The organism is Pantoea sp. sgz302252, from assembly GCF_042610525.1.
Lineage (GTDB): Bacteria > Pseudomonadota > Gammaproteobacteria > Enterobacterales > Enterobacteriaceae > Erwinia.
Genome location: NZ_JBHDVM010000008.1, coordinates 201,735 through 224,796, shown reverse-complemented (window position 1 = coordinate 224,796; position 23,062 = coordinate 201,735). Strand labels below are relative to the sequence as shown.

The window sequence follows — 23,062 nt, the reverse complement described above, 5'->3', positions numbered from 1 at the left end:
TTGGAGCGGGAAACGAGACTCGAACTCGCGACCCCGACCTTGGCAAGGTCGTGCTCTACCAACTGAGCTATTCCCGCCCGACTTACCACTTTCAAAACGCTTTAAATTGACCTATGTTCTTGATAGATAACAATTTTGTATCAAAAGCGCTCCGCAAGATGGTGTGCATTATGGACTAATCCCTTTGCCTTAGCAACCCCTGAGCTTGATGAAAGGGCCTGCGCCTGCGCGAATGTTTACTTTATGCTCGCAAAAAGCGTCAGACAGGCGGCTTTGTCGGCCGCCTGTCTGGATCAGGCGGTCAGGCCACCGTCCAGCACCAGGCTCTGGCCTGTCATATAGCTACTCTCGTCGCTAATCAGAAAAGCGGCGGCGCGGGCTATTTCACTGGCTTTGCCTAATCTACGCAGCGGAATTTGTCTGCGTAACGCTTTCAGCGCCTCAGGAGGGATCGCCCCGGTCATCTCGCTCGCAATAACCCCCGGCAACAGACAGTTTACCCTGATATTGAAACGCGCAACTTCCAGCGCCAGCGACCTTGCCATCCCCGTCATCGCCGCTTTGGTCGCGCCATAGGTCGTTTGCCCGATATTGCCTTTAATACCGGTTACTGAAGACATCAGCACTATTGCCCCCTGGCCCTGTGCAATCATCGCTGGCAGCAAGTGTCGATTCCAGTAAAAGATGGCGCTCAGGTTCGTCTCTATTACCTGCCGCCAGCGTTCACCGGTCTGCTTTATATGCAAATCGTCATGCGTGATGCCTGCATTATGAATAAGGGCAAAGGGCGCACCGTACTGTGCCAGCAGTGCCGGCGCGGCAACGTCTACCGCCTGCTGATCGCTGCCATCGCAAAGGCAACGTCTTATCCATCCAGTCTGTTCAGTTTCTTTCTGTTCCTGCAGGCCACTTTCGCTGCGACAGGTAAAGACCACGTTCCACCGGCTGGCCAGCTCTTCCACTACCGCACGACCAATACCGCGACTTCCCCCCGTGACTAATACCCACGACCTGTTCATCATTGCTGCCTTTCAACAAGGATCAGACAGAGTTCGCCCAGGGTCATCTGCGGATTTTTAATAAAAATATCCGCAGTAAGCGTGACGTCAAATTCCCTTTTTGCCAGTACCATCAGTTCAACGTAGTCCAGGCTGTCCAACTCTATCTGCGTTAGCAGCATGTCAGGCGAGAGACTGCTCATTCCTAAATCTTTTGCATCACAGATAGTTTCGCAAAGGGTGTTGTAGACCTTTTCATGCTTTTCCATTTTTATCTTCCTTTTGTCATTATCCAATTGCCCAGGTTTTTAAGGTCACAGCAGTAGCAATCAGCGGCTGCTGCGCTTTTGCCTGAATCACCGTGCGTAAGATATAGCCTGTCTCTTTGCTGCCCATTACCAGCGTAGGCTGACTCGTCCAGCGAAGCGGCTCGTCCAGCAGTGAACGGCCGGCATGAAATAACCGGGCGCTGAAGTGCGTTTCGTGATGCGTTTGCATGACCGGCAACCGGGTAAAGACTTCGTTAAGCTTTGTCGCCTGTAGTTCCGGTAGCGCCATCAGCGTATCGGTGGTTTGCAACAGCAGGTGAAAAAGCAGCGCGTCAAAAAAGACCCACGCATTTTCTTCAGCATTTCCCGGATACTTCCCACTAAAGGCCATGATTTGCTCTGCCGCGATTTCCCGTTCATGGCGCTGGCTTTCGGGCTCTTTCAGCGCTGGCGCAGGCGCGAGTTTGCTGGTCACACACCCTTCCTGAGCGGCATTCAGCAGCCTGGCAACCGGGTGCCCGGGTACACCAGCAATTTGCAGTTGATAAGGCTCTCCGCACAGAACCGGATAGCGCAGGCGAGTGCTGCACAGATAGAAATCGTTTTCCGGCTTTTCGGTGAGCAACGCTGTGGTGAGACGCTGCTTGATGTCCAGCATCATTCTCATCCCGTGAACGCTGGTTTTCTCCAGGCCGATTTTGTGGGCGTAGCCATTATCAAAATGAACGGGATTATAATCGCCGGAAAAGGCGGCCCACTCCTCAGCATCGCGTTGGGTATAGAGCAGAGTATTCATACTTTTCCTATAACCACCGCCGCGTTAGCGCCACCGAACCCAAAACTCAGATTAAGGATGTTACGCAACGTGCCGGCGCGGTGACCTTCGCTGATATAGTCCAGATCGCACTGCGGATCGGCATTTTTGAGGTGCAGCGTGGCGGGCATCATCTGGTGCTGTAGCGCCTGCAGGCAAATGATCGATTCGAAACTGCCCGCAGCCGCAATCAGATGCCCGGAGTAAGATTTAGTACTGGAAACGGGAATAGTGCTGGCGGCCGGGCCAAGCGCCAGCTTGATCGCCTCGGTTTCATTCAGATCGTTCAGCGGCGTGGAGGTGCCATGCGCATTGATATAGTCAATTTCCGTAGCCGTTAGTCCGGCCTGCTGTAAAGCACGCTGGATCGTTTTTTGCCTGGCAAGCTTATCTTCTGCCGGCGCGGTAAAATCAACGGCATCGGAGTAGTTGCCATAACCTTTGACCTCTCCCAGTATCGTCGCGCCGCGCGCCTGCGCTGCTGCCATTTCTTCCAGGCACAAGACCGCCGCGCCTTCTGAAAGCACAAAACCATTGCGATCCAGACTGAACGGGCAGCAGGCTTTGGTAATATCTTCTTGTTCGCTGGTCAAAGCGCGCAGAACATCAATGTTCCATACAGCGGCGTCAGAACGTAGCGATTCGCCCGCGCCCGCCAGCATCATCGTCGCCCGACCACTGCGGATCACTTCGAAAGCGTCGCCAACAGCCATAGTTCCGGTAGCGCAGGCCGCTATCGGGCTGTTTTGATAACCGCGCAGTCCCCAGTTGAGGCTACAGGCTGCCGTCGCTACGTTCGGCATGGAAAAAAAGCAGCCGAATGGCGACCCCAGGCCTGTACGCAGGATATCGGCATAGTTGGCGCAAATGTCATCGTAAGCTGCCCAACCGCTACCGATAATCACGCCGCACTCCAGCGGATCGTAACAATCCGCAGGCGTACGCTCCTGAAAAGCCATGGCGATCGCCTCCCGTGCAGCGCCTAACGCCAGTCGCGCATAGCGCGGCAGACGACGGCGTATGGCCGCAGGCACGCCTTTAAGACTCGGCTCTTCGTCAATAATGCCTAAAAAGCGGGTCTGGATATCCATGTTAAAGCGATCGTAATAGCGATAGCCCAGCTGATAGTTCATGATGGCCTGCCAGCATTGCTCGCTATTCATCCCCAACGGCGTTACCGCGCCATAGCCGGTAACCACTACCCGGCGTGGCAATGAGCTATTATTCATAAGCTGTTCCCTGTGTGTTTTCTTCCGTACCGCCTCCCAGCGCCAGCCAGAGTTTTAGCGTGGCGTAGAGGTAGTTGTACTGCATATCCGACAGGCTGGTTTCTACGCTTAACAGCGCATCTTCAGCATCCAGCAAAGTTTCCAGAGAGACGGCGCCCGCCCGATACTGGCTGGTCGTCAGCGTCAGCCGCCGCTGGCTCAGCCGAAGATTTTTTGCCAGCTGCTGTTTCTGATGCAGGTAATCAAGCCGCTGCGTCATGGTGTTATCCACCTCGGCCAGCGCAGCGTAGACCGTGCTGCGAAAAGCGATTACCGCCTGCTCAACGTCAAGTTCCGCGCTTTTAGCCGTCAGCCGCATCTGGTTCCACTGGACAAAAGGCAGGGTGACGGCGCTTCCCAACGCGCGAACCGGATTGCTGAACCATTGTTGAAAAACGGTACTGCCCGCACTGAGCGCCGCCGTCAAAGAGAGGCTGGGATAAAAATTTAGCCGTTCCACATCCGCCCCTGCCAAAGACGCACGAAGGCTGGCTTCGGCGGCCCGCACGTCCGGACGGCGGGCGATGACTGCCACCGGCAAGGTAATAGCGATCGGCACTTCCTGTGAAACATCCAGAGAGGCCAGCTCAGGCTGCCGCTCTGTCGGCGGCTGGTTAAAAAGAATAGCCAGCGCGTTGCGGGCCTCTTCGCGCTGTTGCTGCAAAGAGTGAAGCGTGTTGTTCAGAGTGAGCAGCGATTGTTCAGCCTGCAACAGCTCGCTTTCATTGGTCGCACCTGCCTGGTAACGGGATTTCACCAAATCTCGCGTCTGGCTGCCTACGGCGATCGCCCGTTGTTGCAGCGCGATCTTCTGGTTAAGGTTGCCAATTTTCCAGTAATACTGCGCGGTCTCGCCGATTAGCGTCAGCGCGGCGCTGTGCCTGTCCTGAAGTGAAGCTTCAGCCTGCCACTGCGCTTTTTCTCTTGCCCGCGCCAATTTTCCCCATAAATCAAGTTCGTAGCTCAGGCTTAACGAAGCGCTGTAGGTATCTGTCGTGGTGCTCTGTCGGCGCAGGTTTTTCTGCTGGCTGCCGCTGCCGCTGAGCGTAACGTCCGGCGTCAGATTAGTGTTCGCCAGCCCGGCAGCCAGCCTTGCCTGCTGTAGCTGCAGGCCAGCTACCGCCAGATCGTTGTTGACGCTTAGTGCCTGGTCAATCAGGGCTGAAAGCTGTGGATCGGCGAAGTTTTCCCACCAGCGGCCAGACTGCTTTAAATAGCCGACGCCGCTCGCTTCCATTCGCCAGGACGCCGGTATCACTATCTCAGGGCGCTGATAGTCGCTTTTAACTAAAGAGCCGCAGCCTGTAAGCCAGACGGCCAGTAATGTGACCAGCAGGAGTCTGTTCATTATCATTCCCTCGCCAGCGCTTCAGTCGGATTTAACCGTGCCGCATTGCGCGCGGGGAAAAAACCAAATCCAAGACCGATCAGGGCAGAGAAACCGCAGGCCAGCACCAGCGGCGGCCAGGTAAAGACCATAGTAAAATCAAGCGTCAGCCAGGCGAAGATCAACCCGGCCAGGCCAGAGGCCGCTACGCCGATCGCGCCTCCCAGCGCGCAGATCACCATAGCTTCGATCAAAAACTGGCGCATGATATCCGTCGGCCTGGCACCTACCGATAAGCGAATGCCGATTTCGTGAGTTCGTTCGGTAACGGAGACCAGCATGATATTCATCACGCCCACGCCGCCGACCAGTAAAGAGATGCCAGCAATAGCGGTGATCAGCAGGGACATTGAATCCGAAGCTCTACGCATGGCCTGCGTCATCTGATCGTTGGTTTGCGTAAAGAAATCACGCTTGCCGTGCGCCTGCTCCAGCAACCGCTCCACACTTTTTTGCACCTCTTGTATCGGCTGCCCCTCCGGGACGCGTAGCGTTATTGATGACACCGGCATAGCGCCGGTCATGCGTCCCAGCAGCGAGGTATAGGGCATCCATGCGTCGCGCATCATGCCGCTGATTTTCATGCCGTTGCGTTCGGCCACGCCAATGACGTGGAAGGAGGCGCCGCCAAGTTGAATAATTTGCCCTTCCGGCGTTTCACCTGGCGCAAATAAAGTTTTACGCAAAGCCGGATCGATAATGACTACTGGCTCGCGCTCTTGCTGATCGCGCAGGGTAAAGCCGTTACCGGAAAGAAAATGCAGCCCCTGCACATAAAAATAAGCGTTGCCGATGCCGGAAATCGTTACCGTTCCCTGTTTTCCTCCGCGCACGGCGGTCACGGTATGGCTGACCACAGGCGATACGCCATCAACATATGGCTGCTTTGCCAGCCGCTCTACATCGGAAATTTTCAGGGCATGCATCAGATCGGGACGAGGATTATCCCAGCCCAGCCCTGGACGAATCTCCAGAGTGCTGGTTCCCAGCCGGCTGATTTCTTTCAGCACGCTCTGACGCGCGCCTTCGCCTACGGCCATAGAGGAAACCACAGAAGCGATGCCAATGATGATCCCCAGCATGGATAAAAAGGCCCGCGCCCGATGCCCCAGCAGCGCGCGCCAGGCCATTCTTACCGCCTCTTGCAGCGCTGGCCAGAACGGCGTGCGCCCGGTAGCGACGGCGACCGGCAAAGCTGATGGGATTTTTGGCGACGCGGCGGCCTCGTTAAGCCTGTCAGCGATAATCTCGCCATCGCTGATTTCAATAATGCGCTGCGCCTGATTAGCGACTTCGCGATCGTGCGTAACGATGATGATGGTGTGACCAGCCTGATGCAGCGAATGCAGAATGTTCATTAACTCATGGCCGCTGCTGCTATCCAGCGCGCCGGTAGGCTCATCGGCCAGAATAATCTCCGCGCCGTTCATCAGCGCGCGGGCGACGCTGACCCGCTGCTGCTGACCGCCGGAAAGCTGCGCCGGTTTGTAATGCATCCTTTCCTGCAGTCCTAATCTCGCCAGCAGATAGTCAGCCCGCGTTAAACGCTCTGCCGCCGGCATTGCGGTATACAGTGCGGGAACAGCGACGTTTTCCACCGCGCTCAGATAGGGCATCAGGTGATAACGCTGGAAAATAAAACCGATATACTGGCTGCGCAGCTGTGCCAGCTGCTCGCTGCTGGCCTGGCTGGTAGCAATGCCTTTAATAGTCATTTCCCCAAGCGTAGGCTTATCCAGGCAGCCAAGAATATTCATCAACGTGGATTTTCCGGAGCCGGATGCGCCGACGATCGCTACCATTTCGCCACGATGCAGCGTCAGCGAGATATTTTTCAGTACGGCTACCTTCTGTAGCCCGGAAACGAAATGGCGCGATATGCCGCGCAGCTCAATCAACGGAGAAGCGCATTCAGCCATTACGGCTTCCTCCGGTGGCATACTGCGTCACCACCACAAGATCGTTTTCCTTTAATCCTTCTTTAACTTCGATAAACTGGCGATCGTTTAAGCCCGTGCGGATCCAACGTTCTTCTGCCTTATCGCCATTGATCACCTGTACCTGATAACGATCTTCGCCTTTCGCTTCTCCCAGTGCTGCGACCGGCACGCGCAATACGTTTTTTGCCTGTTCCACGATAATAAATACCTGCGCGGTCATGGAGGTGCGCAGCAGATGCTGTGGATTAGCAATGGAAAATACGCCGTTGTAGTAGATGGCTGAAGATTGCTGCTGACTTGTTGAAGGTACGCCGCTTTCCTGCAACGCCTCGTCTGGGGCTCCCTGGATGACGCCCATAATGCTTTCATAACGGGTTTTGGGATCGGCCACGACGTAAAACCACAGAGGCTGCCCGCTGTGTACCTTGAGAATATCGGTTTCGGAGATACGGGTATGTACTGCCATAGTGTCGACGTTCGCCAATACCAGAATTGTCGGCGCCGTTTGTGAGGAAACTATGGTTTGCCCTTCTTTAGTGACAATTCCCAGTACTTCGCCATCAACAGGCGCGACTATGCGGGTAAAACCCAGATTTGCCTTAGCCGTTTCCAGATTCATCTGCGCCTGAACAATTTGCGCCTCGTTAACCTTTACCTGGGCGATCTGAGAACGATATTTTGCCCTCGCCTGCTCCAGTTCGCTTTTCACCCCCGATCCTTCGCGATCCATTCTTTGCTGCCGGGTAAGTTCCTGTTGATACTGCACCAGCAGCGCCTGACTGGCCTCTTTCTGCGATACGGCGCTCTGCAGTGCCGCTTCGGTGTTGCGCAGCTCAGTTTGCTGCAAAGTAGGATCGATCTCGGCCAGCAGCTGGCCGCGAGTGACCCGATCGCCTTGTTTCACATAAAGTTTGCGCAACTGGCCGTTTACCTGAGCGCCGACGCTAACCTGCACGGAAGGTTTTAAGATGCCGGTCGCCAGCACGGTTTTTTCGATATCGCCACGAGTTACGGCAACGCCAGAAAGAGCTGTCGCGTGGCCCGGCTGCAACAGACGCCAGCCAATACTGGCCGCTACGGCCACTGTCAGCGCGACGGCCAGCAATATAAAGCCTTTATTACGTAAAGAAGCGGCCATCATGCACCTCCGCATCGTTCAATGCAGACCTCTTCCAGCCGCTTTTCAGCCACGCGATAAACCTGGTCGAACAGCGGCAGCACGCTTTCGCTGTGCGTAACGGTGATCAGCGTTTTACGTTGATCCCGGCAGTGCAGCAGCAGGGTTTTCATTACCTGCAGCGCCGTCTCTTCATCCAGATTGGCGGTTGGCTCATCCAGCACCAGGATTGGATTGCTGCTATACATCGCCCGCGCCAGCAGCAGGCGCTGACGCTGCCCGAGAGAAAGCCCTGCATGGCTTTCGCGCACCAGCGCATTCAGGCCGCCCGGCAGGTTATCGATAACCGCTTTTAAATTAAGCCCTGCCAGAGCCTTTTCGATCCGCTGATAGCCCGCAGTATCAAAACGCTCGTCAAACAAAGTGATGTTCTGCAAAACCGTGGCGTTAAACAGAATATCTTCCTGGCTTTGCAGAAAGAACAACCTGGCGGCCTGACGATAATCCACCGGCTGACCGTCAACGGCGATATCGCCCTGCATCGGCGCCAGCAAGCCGGTCATTACCTTTAGCAGCGTGCTTTTTCCCGCTCCTGAGCTGCCAATAATTGCTACGCTTTCGCCCGCAGTAACCGTTAAGCAGAGATCCTCAAGAATCCCCTGGTCTGCGGTATAGGCAAAGGCGATCCCGCTGTAGCTCAGTCGGGAATGAAAAGAAGGTACAGAAGCTTCGTTTATCATTTCCCGCTCTGTGGCGGCAGGAAAAAGATCCTGCGCGCGGGTATCGATCACATGAAGCTGATTTTTTTGCAGCACGGCAAAGAAAATTTTGGTGACGTAAGAGGTAAAAATTTGCCGGATAAAGCTGTAGGCAAAAAATTCGCCCAGCGTAATGACGCCGTTGTTCAACAGCGGCAGCGCCAGCAGCATAAAAAATACCATCTCCAGGCTGCCAATCAGCTGGTAAAGGCTGTTTTTCACCTGTTCATAAACTTTCTGCCGCTGCTGACAGGTAAAAAGCGACTGTGCATAGTGAACAAACCGGCTTTTACGCTGGCTGGTCAGACGAGCCGATTTAATGGTGGAAAATCCCTGGATGCTCTCCAGGATAAAATCGCTCTGCTCGGCGTTTTTAACCTGAAGCTGCTGGGTATAATAGCGGTCGCGATAAATGGCCCAGACGCTGATTAGCCCCATGAACGTGACGCCCGCAGCGGACACCATCGCCAGCCTCGGGCTCATATAGCACATCACGGCCAGCGCGATGGCGCCGATAATCCAGTCGGTGCGTAAACCGTTATCCAGCTCGATTTTTATGGCCGAAGCCGCCTGCCAGTTAGAAAAACGGCTGAAGATTTCGCCCGGCGCGCGCTTATCAAAAAAGGTCAGTGAATTGCTGAGCAAACGCGAAAAGCCCGCCGCGCTGTTAACGACCACAAAGCGTTTAACAAAGCGCTCCGTAATCCAGCGGACGCCCAATGCCAGCGCTGTTGATACCACAAAAGCCAGTAGATAATAAAAGTAGGGAAACTCTTTATTGCCCGGCTGGGAATAAACCTGGTTGATAGCGCTGCTGACCATCGTCGGCATGATAAACAGCGTCAGGGAGATTAAAAATGCCAGCGCCATCAGTCGATAAATACCCGGGACTTTCGCCGTCTCCTGCAGGCTCATACATGCCAGCGCGCCGGTTTTTCGGCGTTTTCCTGCCGAAGGCTGCGGTAAAGTCGCCTCCGCCTCGTCATCCACGATCAGGGCATAGCCGCTGATATCTGCTTTCAGCGACGCGGCAGGCAGTAGCTGCATGCCAAGGGCGGGATTCATTACGCAGACATAGTCGCCTTTACGGTAAGCCAGCAGCACATAGTGGCTGGCGCCGTAATGCAGAATCGCAGGCAGCGGCAGCTCTGCCAGTTCATTATGCTCGAACATTACCGGGCAAACCGGTACGCCAAGCTCTGTCATAATGGTGCACAGCGAAGCCAGCGAAGTCCCATGTACGGAAGCGGGATAGCGCTCGCGCAGCTCCGCCAGCGAAATATCAATACCTCGCGTCTGCAGCATCATGGCGATGCAGGCTAAACCACACTCCGTTGTTTCGCCCTGCCAGACCAGCGAGGGGATAATCTTTTCCATGATTTGATTTTCCAGGTTCCCGGATTATTCATTAATAAAAAACAGCGAATGCGAGTGCCACAGCGTCCAGTCGTCAGGATGTCGGCGAAGCGAGGCTTCGATAATTTCAGGCAGTTTTCCCTTTAAATCTCTCGAAGCGACGGGTTGATATATATAAATTTTTATCCCTTTATCGTAATAGAGATAATAGAAAACGACCTGCGCGGCCAGCGCCCGGGCAATACGAATAATACCGCTGTGCAGCCTGGCGGGACGGCCAAACAGTCGACAGCCCAGCTTAGCCGATTTCGCGGCCTGGCCCTGAGCGGTGTAATCCGGCGTAATGTCCGGAAATAGCATAATATTTTGCTGGTTCGTTGCCGCCGCCATAATTGCCGAAGTTAAATTATCGGCAATCGCCCGATTATCATCATGAATTGAACAATAAGAGAGATTGATGCCTGCCGCCTGCCGCGTCTGCTGGTCATAATTTTCAACACTGGCAGAAACAATTACGGTTGCCTTACCGGGAAAAACGGCGCTGCCGACGATACCGGCCAGCACATCGGAAACCATATGCAGCGGAGCCAGCACCACGGGCGATCCGGCCTGGTGTAGCGGTTTTACTACCGCATCAAGCTCGGTTTTACAGCGTTCAAGCTGCGCCAGCAGCTGCGGGTTCTGCCCGAAAGTAGCGGCCAGTTCAAACAGTCGCCGACGGTAGCACAGCGCGGCATAATCCAGGCGTCTGCCATCGTCAATCAGGCATTGTTTATTGGCAGCGGCGACAAAAGCGCGCCTTCGCTCCGCCCGATTGCCCAGGCCCAGTCGACGGCCCAGCGCTGCCAGCCGCAGCAGCCAGCGGTAGTCGCAATGCCGCAGCAGCCAGCAAAAAATTTTATGCCGTACCTGACGAAATAGTCTGCATGCTCGCGCCAGCCTGGCGAGAAAGTTGTGCCAGGCCAGCCAGATCCACACCACGGAAAAAACCATTATTTCACCAGCGGCTTATCATGCTGCAGCAGCGACAGCAGCTGTTGAGTAAAATCGCTGAATTCTCCTTCCTGCGTGGCCAGCCATTTCTTATTGACGATAAAGCTGGGTGTTGCCTGAATCTGGTAGTAGCTGGAAACTTCAGTAAGATAGTTTTGTAGCTCCTGAACCTGAGAAGATTGACTGACCTGCGCGTATATTTCTGGATCGATGCCTTGCTGTTTGAGCCAGCCGTCACGGACTTCCGCCTGGCTTAGATCAAGGTGCTCTTTTAGCACGGCGTCATACATTTTTTGTCTGTACTGCGGTTCGACGCCCATTACAGTCAGTGTGGAAAACAGCGAGGAAAAACTGGCCAGCCCGGCGCCGCTTTTACTGTTGAAATGCAGACGAACCAATCTGGTTCCAGCCGGCATCTGCTCCGCCAGCTTGTTGACGTTTTCTTCGTTGGCAGAACAGTAATGACAGCCATAGGAAAATATTTCAATAATGGTATTGTCTTCTTTGATCGGGCTTTTTTTAACCATCCCCTCACTAAGTGAGATTAACGCTTCATATTCAGGTAGCGGTCGCAACACAAAATGATGGAAATAAGCGGTAGTGATCAATGAAGAGATCACAATAACCACCAGCGTGTAGATGAATAAACCAATTTTGTTTTTCAGCATAAGGTTCTTCCATGAAGAGCAGATAGCTCATTGGCTAATTATTTCAGGAGTAATTATGATATGACATTCGTTGACTATAACCAGAACCAACAGAGGGACAATAGATAACAATAAGGCTGATGCGCCCGGAACTTATCACATCAGCACTGTTTTTCAGTCTGAGTTAATTAACTCAGGCTGATTTTTTATCAAGATATTTCACTACAGAGGGAAGAAGCCACCTGTTGTAAATTTGTTTCGACAAGTTTGCCATTTTTATCAAAACAGTTAATTCTGTTATAGCAACCGCCATCACTCATCTGAATAATACCATCTGATTTGCAGGTAGTAGTATTACATCCACCAATAACTTTAGCTGCATTTTTTAAATCAATTTTTTTCATAAAAAATTCCTTATAAAGGCATTTAAGTTTTCATTCCCGGCTGTTAAAGCAGGAATTCCTCTTCCTGTTTTTCATCAGAAAGATTCCCTTAAGACAAAAGATTGACAACGTCTTTTATCAAAGAGTAGGGGGTGTTTCCTTGTTTTTTTAATGGAACCGATAATAAACAGAGGAATTTTTAATATCAACAATATTTTTCTACGCTCTTCCGTTCTCGCCAGTTAATAAAATCTTTCCTCATACAGGAAAACACCTGGATAAGATAAAAAATAATAGTTTTTTCCTGCTCACGTAAGACCAGAAGCGCCATGTCTTTACAGGTTAATTCTGAGAACAACCATAAGAATGACGATTAAAATTACAAAAAAAATATAAAAAAATTTTTTTTATTATCAGCTTATCTAAGGGTATTTCTGGCTTCCCGACAATTGGTCTGATGGTCAAACACAAAGAAAAGGTATCTTTTAAAGATTATTAGCCAAAAAGCGCTTATTATATCTCAGGGAGTAAGCCGTAGATTTAACCTGGTTGTTCCTTATAAAAACAAACATACTTTCTTACCCCGGAATTTTATTAATACGGCTATCGTTTCATGCTTACTTATCATAAGAAGTATTTATAAATGAAAGCAAGGTTTGTCAGGCCAATAATATATACACACATCAATATACTTATCTTATTCAATAACATAAACTACAATACCAGGTTATTACATCAAGTTAAATTAAAGCCTTACGCATCTGAAAGGTTAGGGGATTGAATTTTTCCCTTGTGCGTGATGCGCTTAGCGTTATTGAAAAATGCCCGAAAGCAAAGAGGCACTTCACTGAATGACGATCCACTAACCTGCCAAAGCTAACCTCGTCATTAAAAACAGGATAAACTCAGAAAGAACCTAAATTAACCACAATAATAAAGGCAGCACCGCTTTTTCAATTAACACCTTGTTATTTTCCGCTAATACGTACTATAAAAAAATCTCTTAACCGGTTGACATTAATTATATGCCTCATTAAATTACGTTACAGTTTAGTTCATGCGAATGTTCCGAAAGATGAAGTTAGCGCTCCCCTGACAACAGCCAGGCAATCTCGGTTCAGGAACTAAATAAAAAGGAAAGGCATGCGTTATGCCAATAAAGCGTAATTTTTTGCGCACATTCAAAAGGAAATGCACTGATGAAAAAGAACGTAATTGCAGTTTCTGCGCTGGCTCTGGCAATTTTTAGCACCGGAGCTTTTGCCACTGAGGGAACGGTAAATTTTGAAGGTGAGATTATTGCTCAGGGTTGTGATATATCTTCAAACACCGACGAGCAGACTGTAAAGTTTGGAAAAATTGCCAAAAGCGCTTTTCCGGAAGCAGGTTCAACAGCGGGCGCTAAAGAGTTCTCCATTGTATTAACCGCCTGTCCGGATACGCTAAAGAAAGCCTCTGTACTCTTTGAAGGGACTCAAAGTGAAAATGATAGTACTATTCTTGCTTTAAGCACGGAAGCTGTCGATGGCATAAGCGCAGCTACCGGGGTAGGAATTCGCATTGTTGAAAGCGACAGCAGGGAGGCCGTCACTCTGCATCAGAACACTTCTGAATACGATATCAAAAATAGCAGCGCCACCTTGAATTTTATCGCCAGCTATATCCGACTTGGCGATACTGAAGTTGTACCTGGCGTAGCTAATTCCGTCGCTAATTTCACCATCGCTTATAACTAACCTTCTGGTCTGATTTCAGCCAGCGCAGTATCCGTCAGGAAGGGCGACGCCTTCCTGACTTTTATATTTTACTTATAATGGATAAAAAAATGAACGTATGGCGAAGCACTATCGTTGCAGTGCTGCTGCTTTTCTGCGGGCAGCAGGTTCAGGCTGGAGTGAGAGTAGGCGGAACGCGTTTAGTCTATGACGGCGGCCTGAAAGAGTCTTCCATCACCGTCAGCAATCCAGGCAAAATCAATTATTTAATTCAATCCTGGGTTGAGTCGCAGGAAGGTGACCGCAGCAAGGCGCCTTTTATCATTACGCCGCCGCTTTTTCGTCTGGATAGCGAGCAAGATAATATTCTGCGCGTGGTTCGTGCCGGCGGCGATCTGCCGACTGACCGGGAATCTCTGTTCTGGCTGAATATAAAATCGATTCCCGCAGCCGAAAAAAAAGCGAACACGTTACAAATAGCCGTTAAAACTCGTATCAAGCTAATTTATCGCCCCCGCGGGCTGACCGGAACCTTAAGCGATGCGGCCGCGGGCTTACAGTGGCAGCGTAGCGGCAACGAACTGGTGGTCACTAACCCTTCAGCCTACTACGTTAATTTTTTTAGAATAAAAGTTAACGGCATTTTATTAGAAAAAATTTCGCTGGTCGCCCCTAAATCCAGCGCCCGTTTTCAACTGCCTGCCGGCACGCAAAGCGGTGAAATAAGCTGGGAAATCATCAATGACTATGGCGGCGCCAGTAAACCGTTTGTCGGCCATATTTAACCAGCAAACACGAAAGTAATCCCTGCACAGGTAGTGAGGGATCAGGGATACAGCAGGCTGACCATCGCAGTCTGCTGATAAATGGAGTTAAATGGATGAGTAACTCAAAAAGCTTGACCCCAGGCGAGTTTCGCTACGCCTTTCTGGCCTGTCTGATCGCCTGGCAGCTGCCGCTTTTCCTCGCCCCCGGCGTGCAGGCGCGCGAATACTTTAATCCCGCCCTGCTTGAACTGGATAATCCGGCCTATAAAGGTATTGATTTAAGCGGATTTGAAGAAGGCGTTCAGGCGCCAGGCGCCTATCTGGTTGATGTCTATCTTAATGGCTCAATGGTCGATACGCTGAATCTTGATTTTTTCTCGCAGACGTCCGCCAGAACAAAGAGCCTGCACCCCTGTCTGAACAGCGCTACTCTGAGAACCCTTGGTGTAAAGGTTGAGGCTTTTCCTGCCATTGGCGCAACGGACGAATGTGTCGATCTTCCCCGGGTTATTCCTCAGGCAAGCGCCACTTTTCGCTTTAACCAACAGCGGCTGGATTTAAGCATTCCTCAGGCGGCTCTGCAGAAAAACGCTCGTGGCTATGTTCCCCCTTCGAAATGGGACCAGGGGATCCCTGCTATGTTGCTGAATTATACCTTTAGCGGCGCCAACACCTATGCCCGGCAAAAAGATTTTTCCGACAGTCATAGCTGGTATATGAATTTGCGTTCCGGTCTTAATATTGGCGCCTGGCGTCTGCGGAACTATTCGACATGGAACAGAGACAGCAGCGGCGAGGATCGCTGGCGTTCAATTAATACCTATGCGCAACGCGATATTATTGCGCTTAAAAGCAAACTGATACTGGGCGAAAGTTCCTCTCCAGGTGAAGTTTTCGACAGCGTTTCTTTCCGTGGCGCGCTGCTTGCTTCGGATGACGATATGCTGCCGGAAAGTTTGAAAGGCTACTCTCCCGTTGTGCGCGGCATCGCCCGCAGCAATGCACAGGTGACCATCAGGCAAAACGGCTACATTATCTATCAAAGCTATGTCGCTCCCGGCGCTTTTGAAATCCGGGATCTCTATCCAACGGCCAGCAGCGGCGATCTTTATGTCACCATTCGCGAAACTGACGGCAGCGAACAAAACCTGACCGTACCTTTTGCATCCGTTCCCGTACTGCAGCGTGAAGGGCGATTAAAGTACAGCCTTACCGGCGGCGAATATCGTTCTTCCAACGGCAACGTCGAGCACACTCCTTTCTCTCAGGGCACCGCGATCTATGGTTTACCCTGGGGAGCAACAATTTACGGCGGCTGGCAGGCAGCCAGCAAATACCAATCCGTCGCCGTAGGCTGGGGGCAAAATTTAGGCGCGATCGGCGCGCTTTCCGCAGATATTACTCAGGCCTGGGCTACTCAGGCGCATCAGATTAAAGAAAGCGGCCAATCCTGGCGGATGCGCTACGGTAAAAACTTTATCGATACCGGCACCAACTTCAGCCTGGCGAGCTATCGCTATTCAACCAAGGGTTTCTATACGCTACAGGAGACTTTAAACAGTTATCGGGATAGCTATATTGCCAACTATGACCATAAAAAGAGCCGGGCTGAGATGACGCTCAGCCAGTCTTTATGGCGCGGCGCGGGTTCGCTTTCTCTGAATCTGATTAATGAGGATTACTGGAATAACAATCGACGCAACCAGTCTGTGGCGTTGGGCTACAACAATAGCCTGAAAGGCATCAGCTATGGGCTTAATTATACCTATAGTAAAAACGGCTATGACAGTAATGGCGACCGGCTTTATTACACCGATCGGGTCTTCGCCTTTAACCTCAGCATACCGCTAAGCAAATGGCTGCCTAACAGTTACGCTACCTATAGCCTGAATACCAACCGCCAGGGCGCCACCAGCAACAGGCTGGGCCTTAACGGTACGGCTTTGCCCCATAACAATCTGAGTTACAGCGTCAGTCAGGGCTATACCAGCCAGGGAACTGGCGCCAGCGGCAGCGCCACTCTTAACTATCGGGGCGGTTCAGGCAGCGTTAACCTGGGTTATAGCTACGATCGCTCACAGCAGCAGTTTAACTACGGACTGAACGGCGGCGTGCTGGTTCATGAAGACGGCGTGACGTTTTCTCAGTCGCTGGGCGAAACGGTAGTGCTGGTAAAAGCGCCTGGCGCCAAAGATGTTACCTTGCTTAATCAAACAGGGGTAATTACAGACTGGCGCGGCTATGCCGTAGTTCCCTATGCATCGGTCTATCGCAAAAACAGTATCGGGCTGGATACCACAACCCTGCCGGATGATGTAGATATGACGCTGACCAAACAGACCGTAGTGCCCACTCGGGGTGCCGTAGTACGCGCCAGTTTTAACCCAAATATTGGGCAACGCGTGCTGATGACGCTATTAATGCAGGATGGCGCGCCCGTGCCTTTCGGCGCCTCCGTCACGCCAGCAGAAGGAGGAGACGACAGCATCGTCGGCGATGGCGGTCAGGTTTACCTTACCGGCATGGCCGGCAGCGGCACGCTGCAGGTGAAATGGGGCAACTCCCCAGGGCAGCAGTGCCACGCTTCCTGGAGCCTGCCGAAGCAGCAGGAAAATATCGGCATCCTTTTGCTGAACAGTCAATGTATATAAAGGTTCGATTATGGATAATCTAAAAAAACAGGCAAGGCTGCTCTTGTGGGGCCTGATTATTGCTGGTCTGGGCCAACAGGCGCAGGCCGAAACAGGAATGTGTACGCCGCTCAGTGGAACACCCCAGCGTTACACCTTTACCTTTGATGCAAGGCTGGAGACGCCGGAAGAAAACAAGACGGGACAGATTATCTCTAATGCGTCAAAAGAAAATTGGGGCTACAGTAATACGTATCAGCTCAAATGCGATTGTAATGGAGTCATAGGAGAGTCTTATATTTCAGCTTATTCGCCTTTGCCGATACTGGGAAAACAAACCAGCGAAGGCGGCGAATACTACCAGCTCAACGAATACCTTGCTATTTCAGCTAAAGTTTTCGTTTTGAACAACGATATGGTGCCAATCCCTTTCACCAATGTAAATAACAAAAGATATGCTTTACAGAAATCCTGCAAAAATAGTGCTGGTCATACATTTGAAAGCGGTTCCCGAGGGTCTGTTGATTTATACTTTATCCGTCCTTTTGTCGGCGTGACCACCATTCCTTTGACCAAGCTGGTTGAAGTGCATATTGCAACAGAAAATGGCGTGGTTACTCCGGAGGCGGCGGCTGAAGTTTATATGAGCGGCACTGTAACCGTTCCGCAAAGCTGCGTAATCAACCCCGATGAGAGTCAAATTACCGTGGATTTTGGTGATATCTTCTCTACAGATTTTAAAACGGCTGGCGCCAAACCTGACAGCGTAAATATAATCAACAAGCAGTTGACCCTAAAATGTTCGAATATTTCTGAAGGCGTTATCGTCTCGCTCTCTTTCCAGGGAAACCAGGATCCTTCCTTTAGCGATGCACTGAAAACGACTAACAGCGATATCGCTATCAGGATGGTAGACAAAAACAGCAATATTATTACCCCTAACAGTGGCCTACTTGGCGTAGATTTTGATTATCCTTCCAACGAAGGTTCGACGGAAATAAACTTTTACCCCATCAGCACTTCTGGCGAGGCGCCGGAAGTCGGCGAATTTGAGGCACACGCGACAATCAGAGCTGAAATTAATTGATGCTATGCCCGTTACCGGACGCGATCTGGATCAGAAATGAGTAACCATAAGGATATGATAATGAAAAAATTAGTTAAGGTCTTTTTGTTAAGTCTGACAATAGCAGGAATAACCTTCAGCGGTACAGCGCTGGGGGATATAACATTAAATATTACCGGCACGATAAAAGCTTCGCCGTGCGAGGTGGATGCCGGTTCGGACAATACAATTAATGTTGATCTGGGGAAAAATATCGAGGCGACAAAACTGGCAGCACAAGACAGCTATACGGACTGGGTGCCGGTGACCATCCTGCTGAAAAATTGTCCGGCCACCACCACGGCCGCCATTGCTAAGTTTACCGGCACACCAGCGACGGCAACGGGCGCGGCTGATATGTATGAAAACACCGGCAGCGCTAAGAATGTTCAGATTGAGCTGCAGGATAGCGAAACCGGCGCCAGCCAGGGCAATAACAGCACGATGGAGGCTCCCGTAAGCGCCAGCGCCGCCTCTTTCGCTTTACAGGCCCGGGCCTATAGCGTTGAGGGCGGCGCAACCCCGGGCAATATTGCAGGTTCTGTACAGGTTTCCTTTACCTATCAGTAATCCTTTTGCCGTCATGGCGGAGGTCATGACGGTTTTTGCCTTACAGGCGTGACGGGGGAACAATATGAAGAAAGCTCAATTTCAGCAAAACCAGGTAGCTACTGACAAGAAAACGGGTAGCGCGATAATTATGGAATCCTGTCAAATAACCGCTCTTGGTATTCGCGATGTGTTAAGCCAGAGCGGCGGCTTTACCTGGGATGTACGTATAACAAAGAGCCTTACAGAAGCAGCAGATGCCCTGCACTCCGCCCCGGCGCAGCTGCTGATCATGGAGCTCTGTGGGGAAAATGACTCAGTGCTGGACGGCTTAAAATTCCTGAGGCTCTCACTCGCCCGCTGGCCCACAACCGCCATTATCATTAATACAGCTTTTACCGATACCCGTATTCTGCAGCTGCTGGCGGCCACAGAAATTCAAGGTCTGGTGCTAAAGCAGGAACCCGCTATTGCGCTGCTGCAATGCGCGCAGCAGGTTATAGCTGGCACCAAAAGTTTCAGTCACAAAGTCAAACAGTTGCTTTCTAAGCAGCCTGCTGGCAGCGAAAACCTGACGCCGCGAGAGTTGGAAGTATTAACCCATCTTTTCGCCGGAAAAAACGTCACCGGCACCGCGCAGGAAATAGCGCGCAATGCCCGTACCGTCAGCACGCATAAACGCAACGCCATGCATAAATTGGGTATAAACAGCGATGGTGAACTCTATTTACAGGGCATGTGGATGGCAAAAACAGGTCCGCTTTTCGCCCGATAGTGGTATCGTCAGTCACAACAAGCAAAGTATGTCTGCAAGGAGGCAGCATGCAATTACTGGCACACAGACCCGGCGGCCTGGCGCTGATGGATCCCTTCCCTGTAGCGCTGCTGGGCCTCTCTAACTTTATCAACAGCTGGCATCGCCAGAGCGATATTGTTTTTCAAAGCAACAGCATGGTAGATATCTATGAAAAATTGCTTTACCAGCCGGTCGCCGTGTTGCTCACGGAATTATACAGCTACCATGAGTCCCTGGACGAGGTGCGAGAGCGTATTTTAAGCTTAAGCGCCCAGCTCTCTTCGCTGAAGATTATTGTCTATACGCATTGTCAGGAAAGCGAGGCGCTTAGTCCTCTGCTGGATAATCCCGCCATCAGCCTGATTTCCCGTAATGAAGATCTACAGCGGGTACGGGAGTTAATCAGCTATGCCCTTAGCGGCCAGCGGGTAATCAGCCCAATGATGCACGGCTATCTGGCGCAAAAAAACGCCGATACCAGTATTAACCTGCAAAGACTGACCCGCAGCGAATGCGCAATATTAGCCTATTTATTTAATGGGAAAACGTTACAGGAAATTGCCGTTCTCAAGCATTGCAGCATTAAAACCATCAGCACACATAAATGCAGCGCTATGCGCAAACTTCAGGTGAAAAATAACAGCGAGCTTTTTTCGCTTAAAAAACAGCTGGGCAGGGATTTAGCTATCTATAATCTGGCCATATAAATTTGACCTGGTCCGTAGATGCGTTTTAACGCCGATAATTCGTAATATAGTCGCGACCGGGTTTATCGTCGCGACTATAGGGTGTTAAGCTGATAATAGCCCGTTTCGCTAAAGCTGACCGGTTGTATAGACAGCCGTATTCTGTCTGTTTTTATGCCCTAAATAATCCTGAATCAGGCGCGTATCTACACCCCGGTTGGCCAGAGCATAGCCGCAGGCGTGGCGGAGCATGTGCGGATGAACCTTCCTGCTGAGACCGGCACGCTCGCCATAAGATCTAATCAGTCGGTATAGCTGCTGGCGCGAAATTTTGTTCCCATTTCTCGACAGGAACAACCATGGGCTTTCTGAACGGAGATAAGCAGGCCGCTGCTGCAACCATTTTATCAGCGTGATACGTTCACGAAACTCAATCGGATGCTCTACGGGAAAACCATTTTTCAGACGGTCGATATGCAAAAAATTGATAGCGGGATCCACATCCTCCAGACGGAGTCCGCAAAGCTCACTGACGCGTAGCCCATGCGTAAAACACATCAGCAGCATACAGCGATCTCGCCAGCCGTTTACGCTATCCGGAATAGCGGAAATTAGCCGATCCACATCATTATGGCTCAAAAATTTCTGATCAGACATATTCTTTCCTTGAGTCTTAATATTGCTGTTAATAGTCAAGCCGGGAAATATAAATAAAACAGCTCCTTTTCTTTTTCTTAAGAATACTTCCAGAAACGACATTTATGCTGTTTTTTTCTCATTACTCTGGACCCGGCGCTTTTATAATACTCACTCTCTGCTGCGCAAAAAGGCTTTATTTTAAAAAATGCGATAAAGAAACAGATAATTTTTTGAGCGGGTAAAAAATGAAACTAACCGGAAGGCAATACAGCCAGCGCGTGTAAACGGCACCCGCCTGTTTGACGATAAGAAACCACTGAGGCAACAAGACTGGAGCGGGAAACGAGACTCGAACTCGCGACCCCGACCTTGGCAAGGTCGTGCTCTACCAACTGAGCTATTCCCGCTTTAGGTAACAGCTGCTTATTATACGTAAAAACCGCTATACGGCAAGCCGCCAGCGCCTGGAAGCGGCGGAGCGCGCCCGGCCCCGCCATTTCTGGTCTGGTTTAAAGCTGGATAAAATGTTCGCGGTAATACGCCAGCTCGGCAACGGATTCGCGGATATCATCCATCGCCTGGTGCGTGCCCTGCTTTTTAAAACCGGTCAGGATTTCTGGCTTCCAGCGGCGCGCCAGCTCTTTAAGGGTGCTGACATCCAGATAGCGGTAGTGGAAGTAAGCCTCCAGTTCCGGCATATATTTAAACAGGAAGCGGCGATCCTGGGCGATGCTGTTGCCGCAGATTGGAGAGCTGTTTTCCGGCACCCACTTTTTCAGGAATTCCAGCGTCGCCAGTTCGGCCGCCCGATCGTCGTACTGGCTCGTCTTAACCCGCTCCACCAGCCCGCTGCTGGTATGGGTGTTGACGTTCCACTCGTCCATCAGCGCCAGCTGCGCATCGGACTGGTGAACGGCAAAGGTCGGGCCTTCCGCCAGAATATTCAAATCGGCATCGGTCACCAGCGTGGCGATCTCGATAATACGATCCTGTTCCGGATCCAGGCCGGTCATTTCAAGGTCAATCCAGATCAGATTACTGGCATTTACAGTCATAGGGTTCTCGCCGTGGCTTATATCATCAAGGGTTAGGGTGTATCATAAACGTTTTGCCCTGTCAGGGCGAAGCTAAGCCGTGTGAGGAAGAGTGAGCAAGAACAAACTGTCTAAAGGTCAGCAACGTCGCGTCAGCGCCAACCACGAGCGCCGCCTGAAGCAGCGCGCCGACAAGCCGGAGCCGGACGATAGCCTGTTTGGTGAGGCGCGCGACGGCATAGTGATCAGCCGCTTCGGCATGCACGCCGACGTAGAAGATGCGGACGGCAGCGTTCACCGCTGTAACATTCGCCGCACCCTGCGCTCGCTGGTAACTGGCGACCGCGTGCTCTGGCGGCCGGGCGTGCAGAGCGCCAAAGGCATTGTAGAAGCGGTGCATGAGCGAACTTCGGTACTGACCCGCCCGGATTTTTATGACGGCGTTAAGCCCATTGCTGCCAATATCGATCAGATTATCATCGTCTCGGCTATTCTGCCCGAGCTGTCGCTGAATATTATCGACCGCTATCTGGTGGCGAGCGAAACGCTGGAAATCGAACCGCTGCTGGTGCTCAACAAAACGGATCTGCTGGATCAAGAAGGCATGGCCTTTGTTGAAGAGCAAATGGCGATATACCGTGAAATTGGCTACCGCGTGATTATGGCTTCCAGCCGCCGTAAAGAGGGGCTGAGCGAGCTCGAAAGCGCGCTGGCTGGCCGCGTCAGCATTTTTGCCGGCCAGTCCGGCGTAGGCAAATCCAGTTTGCTTAACGCCCTGCTGGGCCTGGAACTGGAGGCAGAGATCCTGACCAACGATGTTTCTGACGTTTCCGGCCTTGGCCAGCACACCACTACCGCAGCCCGCCTGTATCATTTCCCGCACGGCGGCGACGTTATCGATTCACCCGGCGTGCGGGAATTCGGTTTATGGCATCTGGAACCGGAACAAATCACGCGCGGATTTGTCGAATTTCGTGAATTTCTGGGTCACTGTAAATTCCGCGACTGCAAGCACGATACCGATCCGGGCTGCGCCATCCGCGAAGCAGTGGAACAGGGCCAAATTAGCGAATCGCGTTTCGAAAACTACCACCGTATTCTGGAGAGCATGGCGGACATGCAGCTCAAAACGCGCCGTAATTTTTCCGAAAATAGCGATTAAGCACCGCGCGGCGGGCGCCATAGCCTGAATCGGCGGACGCTGTTACAAT

At 51.6% G+C, this 23,062-nt stretch carries 21 protein-coding genes and 2 tRNA genes; 8 read left to right on the top strand and 15 right to left on the bottom strand.

What is annotated here, in order from left to right; genetic code table 11:
- Position 1: 1 nt before the first annotated feature.
- From ACETPC_RS16245 to ACETPC_RS16190, 12 genes are all read right to left on the bottom strand, one after another.
- Positions 2 to 77: transfer RNA gene (locus ACETPC_RS16245), tRNA-Gly, on the bottom strand.
- Positions 78 to 293: 216 nt separating this feature from the next.
- Complete coding sequence (locus ACETPC_RS16240) at positions 294 to 1,019, bottom strand: SDR family oxidoreductase (protein WP_380183061.1); 726 nt, start codon at positions 1,017 to 1,019, stop codon at positions 294 to 296.
- Positions 1,019 to 1,267: an acyl carrier protein gene (locus ACETPC_RS16235; RefSeq protein WP_380183040.1), complete on the bottom strand. Its 249-nt coding sequence runs from the start codon at positions 1,265 to 1,267 to the stop codon at positions 1,019 to 1,021. Before ACETPC_RS16235 ends, ACETPC_RS16240 begins: the two co-directional genes overlap by 1 nt.
- Before the next feature lie 19 nt (positions 1,268 to 1,286).
- Positions 1,287 to 2,063, bottom strand: coding sequence for a MaoC/PaaZ C-terminal domain-containing protein (locus ACETPC_RS16230; protein ID WP_380183038.1), 777 nt, complete (start codon positions 2,061 to 2,063; stop codon positions 1,287 to 1,289).
- Entirely contained in the window at positions 2,060 to 3,310 is a 1,251-nt protein-coding gene (locus tag ACETPC_RS16225; protein ID WP_380183036.1) for a beta-ketoacyl-[acyl-carrier-protein] synthase family protein, read from the bottom strand. Before ACETPC_RS16225 ends, ACETPC_RS16230 begins: the two co-directional genes overlap by 4 nt.
- Complete coding sequence (locus ACETPC_RS16220; RefSeq protein ID WP_380183034.1) at positions 3,303 to 4,697, bottom strand: efflux transporter outer membrane subunit; 1,395 nt, start codon at positions 4,695 to 4,697, stop codon at positions 3,303 to 3,305. Before ACETPC_RS16220 ends, ACETPC_RS16225 begins: the two co-directional genes overlap by 8 nt.
- 2 nt (positions 4,698 to 4,699) lie before the next feature.
- A complete protein-coding gene (locus tag ACETPC_RS16215) occupies positions 4,700 to 6,655 on the bottom strand; it encodes an ABC transporter permease (RefSeq protein WP_380183032.1) in 1,956 nt (651 codons plus the stop codon).
- The gene (locus tag ACETPC_RS16210) at positions 6,648 to 7,817 is read right to left on the bottom strand and encodes an efflux RND transporter periplasmic adaptor subunit (RefSeq protein WP_380183030.1); all 1,170 of its coding nucleotides are present in this window, start codon (positions 7,815 to 7,817) and stop codon (positions 6,648 to 6,650) included. The genes ACETPC_RS16215 and ACETPC_RS16210 overlap by 8 nt, the downstream gene beginning before the upstream one ends.
- Complete coding sequence (locus tag ACETPC_RS16205; RefSeq protein ID WP_380183028.1) at positions 7,814 to 9,928, bottom strand: peptidase domain-containing ABC transporter; 2,115 nt, start codon at positions 9,926 to 9,928, stop codon at positions 7,814 to 7,816. The genes ACETPC_RS16210 and ACETPC_RS16205 overlap by 4 nt, the downstream gene beginning before the upstream one ends.
- A gap of 24 nt (positions 9,929 to 9,952) precedes the next feature.
- On the bottom strand, positions 9,953 to 10,900 hold the full coding sequence (locus ACETPC_RS16200) for an ABC transporter (RefSeq protein ID WP_380183026.1): 948 nt from the start codon (positions 10,898 to 10,900) through the stop codon (positions 9,953 to 9,955).
- Positions 10,900 to 11,568, bottom strand: a complete 669-nt coding sequence (locus ACETPC_RS16195; RefSeq protein WP_380183024.1) for a thioredoxin domain-containing protein — start codon at positions 11,566 to 11,568, stop codon at positions 10,900 to 10,902. Before ACETPC_RS16195 ends, ACETPC_RS16200 begins: the two co-directional genes overlap by 1 nt.
- A gap of 188 nt (positions 11,569 to 11,756) precedes the next feature.
- Positions 11,757 to 11,951: a hypothetical protein gene (locus ACETPC_RS16190; RefSeq protein WP_380183022.1), complete on the bottom strand. Its 195-nt coding sequence runs from the start codon at positions 11,949 to 11,951 to the stop codon at positions 11,757 to 11,759.
- Positions 11,952 to 13,129: 1,178 nt separating this feature from the next.
- Here ACETPC_RS16190 and ACETPC_RS16185 point away from each other — a divergent pair.
- The 7 genes from ACETPC_RS16185 (at position 13,130) to ACETPC_RS16155 (ending at position 20,199) form a co-directional block, all read left to right on the top strand.
- On the top strand, positions 13,130 to 13,666 hold the full coding sequence (locus tag ACETPC_RS16185) for a fimbrial protein (protein ID WP_380183020.1): 537 nt from the start codon (positions 13,130 to 13,132) through the stop codon (positions 13,664 to 13,666).
- Positions 13,667 to 13,755: 89 nt separating this feature from the next.
- The gene (locus ACETPC_RS16180) at positions 13,756 to 14,430 is read left to right on the top strand and encodes a molecular chaperone (protein WP_380183018.1); all 675 of its coding nucleotides are present in this window, start codon (positions 13,756 to 13,758) and stop codon (positions 14,428 to 14,430) included.
- A gap of 95 nt (positions 14,431 to 14,525) precedes the next feature.
- Positions 14,526 to 17,063, top strand: coding sequence for a fimbria/pilus outer membrane usher protein (locus tag ACETPC_RS16175; protein ID WP_380183016.1), 2,538 nt, complete (start codon positions 14,526 to 14,528; stop codon positions 17,061 to 17,063).
- Positions 17,064 to 17,073: 10 nt separating this feature from the next.
- Positions 17,074 to 18,129: a fimbrial protein gene (locus ACETPC_RS16170; RefSeq protein ID WP_380183014.1), complete on the top strand. Its 1,056-nt coding sequence runs from the start codon at positions 17,074 to 17,076 to the stop codon at positions 18,127 to 18,129.
- 60 nt (positions 18,130 to 18,189) lie between these two features.
- Entirely contained in the window at positions 18,190 to 18,717 is a 528-nt protein-coding gene (locus ACETPC_RS16165; protein WP_380183012.1) for a fimbrial protein, read from the top strand.
- A 64-nt stretch (positions 18,718 to 18,781) separates the two neighbouring features.
- Entirely contained in the window at positions 18,782 to 19,471 is a 690-nt protein-coding gene (locus tag ACETPC_RS16160; protein WP_380183010.1) for a LuxR C-terminal-related transcriptional regulator, read from the top strand.
- Positions 19,472 to 19,518: 47 nt separating this feature from the next.
- Entirely contained in the window at positions 19,519 to 20,199 is a 681-nt protein-coding gene (locus tag ACETPC_RS16155) for a LuxR C-terminal-related transcriptional regulator (RefSeq protein ID WP_380183008.1), read from the top strand.
- 108 nt (positions 20,200 to 20,307) lie between these two features.
- On the opposite strand, the gene ACETPC_RS16150 is transcribed toward ACETPC_RS16155, so the two are convergent.
- From ACETPC_RS16150 to orn, 3 genes are all read right to left on the bottom strand, one after another.
- The gene (locus tag ACETPC_RS16150) at positions 20,308 to 20,835 is read right to left on the bottom strand and encodes a tyrosine-type recombinase/integrase (RefSeq protein WP_380183059.1); all 528 of its coding nucleotides are present in this window, start codon (positions 20,833 to 20,835) and stop codon (positions 20,308 to 20,310) included.
- 313 nt (positions 20,836 to 21,148) lie between these two features.
- Positions 21,149 to 21,224, bottom strand: a tRNA-Gly gene (locus ACETPC_RS16145).
- A gap of 102 nt (positions 21,225 to 21,326) precedes the next feature.
- Positions 21,327 to 21,872 carry an oligoribonuclease gene (gene orn / locus ACETPC_RS16140; protein ID WP_380183006.1) on the bottom strand — a complete coding sequence of 182 codons (546 nt, stop codon included), beginning with the start codon at positions 21,870 to 21,872 and terminating at the stop codon, positions 21,327 to 21,329.
- Between the two features lie 91 nt (positions 21,873 to 21,963).
- Between orn and rsgA the strand changes: the two genes are divergently transcribed.
- The gene (gene rsgA, locus ACETPC_RS16135) at positions 21,964 to 23,013 is read left to right on the top strand and encodes a small ribosomal subunit biogenesis GTPase RsgA (RefSeq protein ID WP_380183004.1); all 1,050 of its coding nucleotides are present in this window, start codon (positions 21,964 to 21,966) and stop codon (positions 23,011 to 23,013) included.
- Positions 23,014 to 23,062: the final 49 nt, after the last annotated feature.

Coding starts and splice junctions, on each gene's coding strand:
- ACETPC_RS16240 (WP_380183061.1), bottom strand. CDS start 1,019: ATGAACAGGTCGTGGGTATTAGTCACGGGGGGAAGTCGCGGTATTGGT.
- ACETPC_RS16235 (WP_380183040.1), bottom strand. CDS start 1,267: ATGGAAAAGCATGAAAAGGTCTACAACACCCTTTGCGAAACTATCTGT.
- ACETPC_RS16230 (WP_380183038.1), bottom strand. CDS start 2,063: ATGAATACTCTGCTCTATACCCAACGCGATGCTGAGGAGTGGGCCGCC.
- ACETPC_RS16225 (WP_380183036.1), bottom strand. CDS start 3,310: ATGAATAATAGCTCATTGCCACGCCGGGTAGTGGTTACCGGCTATGGC.
- ACETPC_RS16220 (WP_380183034.1), bottom strand. CDS start 4,697: ATGAACAGACTCCTGCTGGTCACATTACTGGCCGTCTGGCTTACAGGC.
- ACETPC_RS16215 (WP_380183032.1), bottom strand. CDS start 6,655: ATGGCTGAATGCGCTTCTCCGTTGATTGAGCTGCGCGGCATATCGCGC.
- ACETPC_RS16210 (WP_380183030.1), bottom strand. CDS start 7,817: ATGATGGCCGCTTCTTTACGTAATAAAGGCTTTATATTGCTGGCCGTC.
- ACETPC_RS16205 (WP_380183028.1), bottom strand. CDS start 9,928: ATGGAAAAGATTATCCCCTCGCTGGTCTGGCAGGGCGAAACAACGGAG.
- ACETPC_RS16200 (WP_380183026.1), bottom strand. CDS start 10,900: ATGGTTTTTTCCGTGGTGTGGATCTGGCTGGCCTGGCACAACTTTCTC.
- ACETPC_RS16195 (WP_380183024.1), bottom strand. CDS start 11,568: ATGCTGAAAAACAAAATTGGTTTATTCATCTACACGCTGGTGGTTATT.
- ACETPC_RS16190 (WP_380183022.1), bottom strand. CDS start 11,951: ATGAAAAAAATTGATTTAAAAAATGCAGCTAAAGTTATTGGTGGATGT.
- ACETPC_RS16185 (WP_380183020.1), top strand. CDS start 13,130: ATGAAAAAGAACGTAATTGCAGTTTCTGCGCTGGCTCTGGCAATTTTT.
- ACETPC_RS16180 (WP_380183018.1), top strand. CDS start 13,756: ATGAACGTATGGCGAAGCACTATCGTTGCAGTGCTGCTGCTTTTCTGC.
- ACETPC_RS16175 (WP_380183016.1), top strand. CDS start 14,526: ATGAGTAACTCAAAAAGCTTGACCCCAGGCGAGTTTCGCTACGCCTTT.
- ACETPC_RS16170 (WP_380183014.1), top strand. CDS start 17,074: ATGGATAATCTAAAAAAACAGGCAAGGCTGCTCTTGTGGGGCCTGATT.
- ACETPC_RS16165 (WP_380183012.1), top strand. CDS start 18,190: ATGAAAAAATTAGTTAAGGTCTTTTTGTTAAGTCTGACAATAGCAGGA.
- ACETPC_RS16160 (WP_380183010.1), top strand. CDS start 18,782: ATGAAGAAAGCTCAATTTCAGCAAAACCAGGTAGCTACTGACAAGAAA.
- ACETPC_RS16155 (WP_380183008.1), top strand. CDS start 19,519: ATGCAATTACTGGCACACAGACCCGGCGGCCTGGCGCTGATGGATCCC.
- ACETPC_RS16150 (WP_380183059.1), bottom strand. CDS start 20,835: ATGTCTGATCAGAAATTTTTGAGCCATAATGATGTGGATCGGCTAATT.
- orn (WP_380183006.1), bottom strand. CDS start 21,872: ATGACTGTAAATGCCAGTAATCTGATCTGGATTGACCTTGAAATGACC.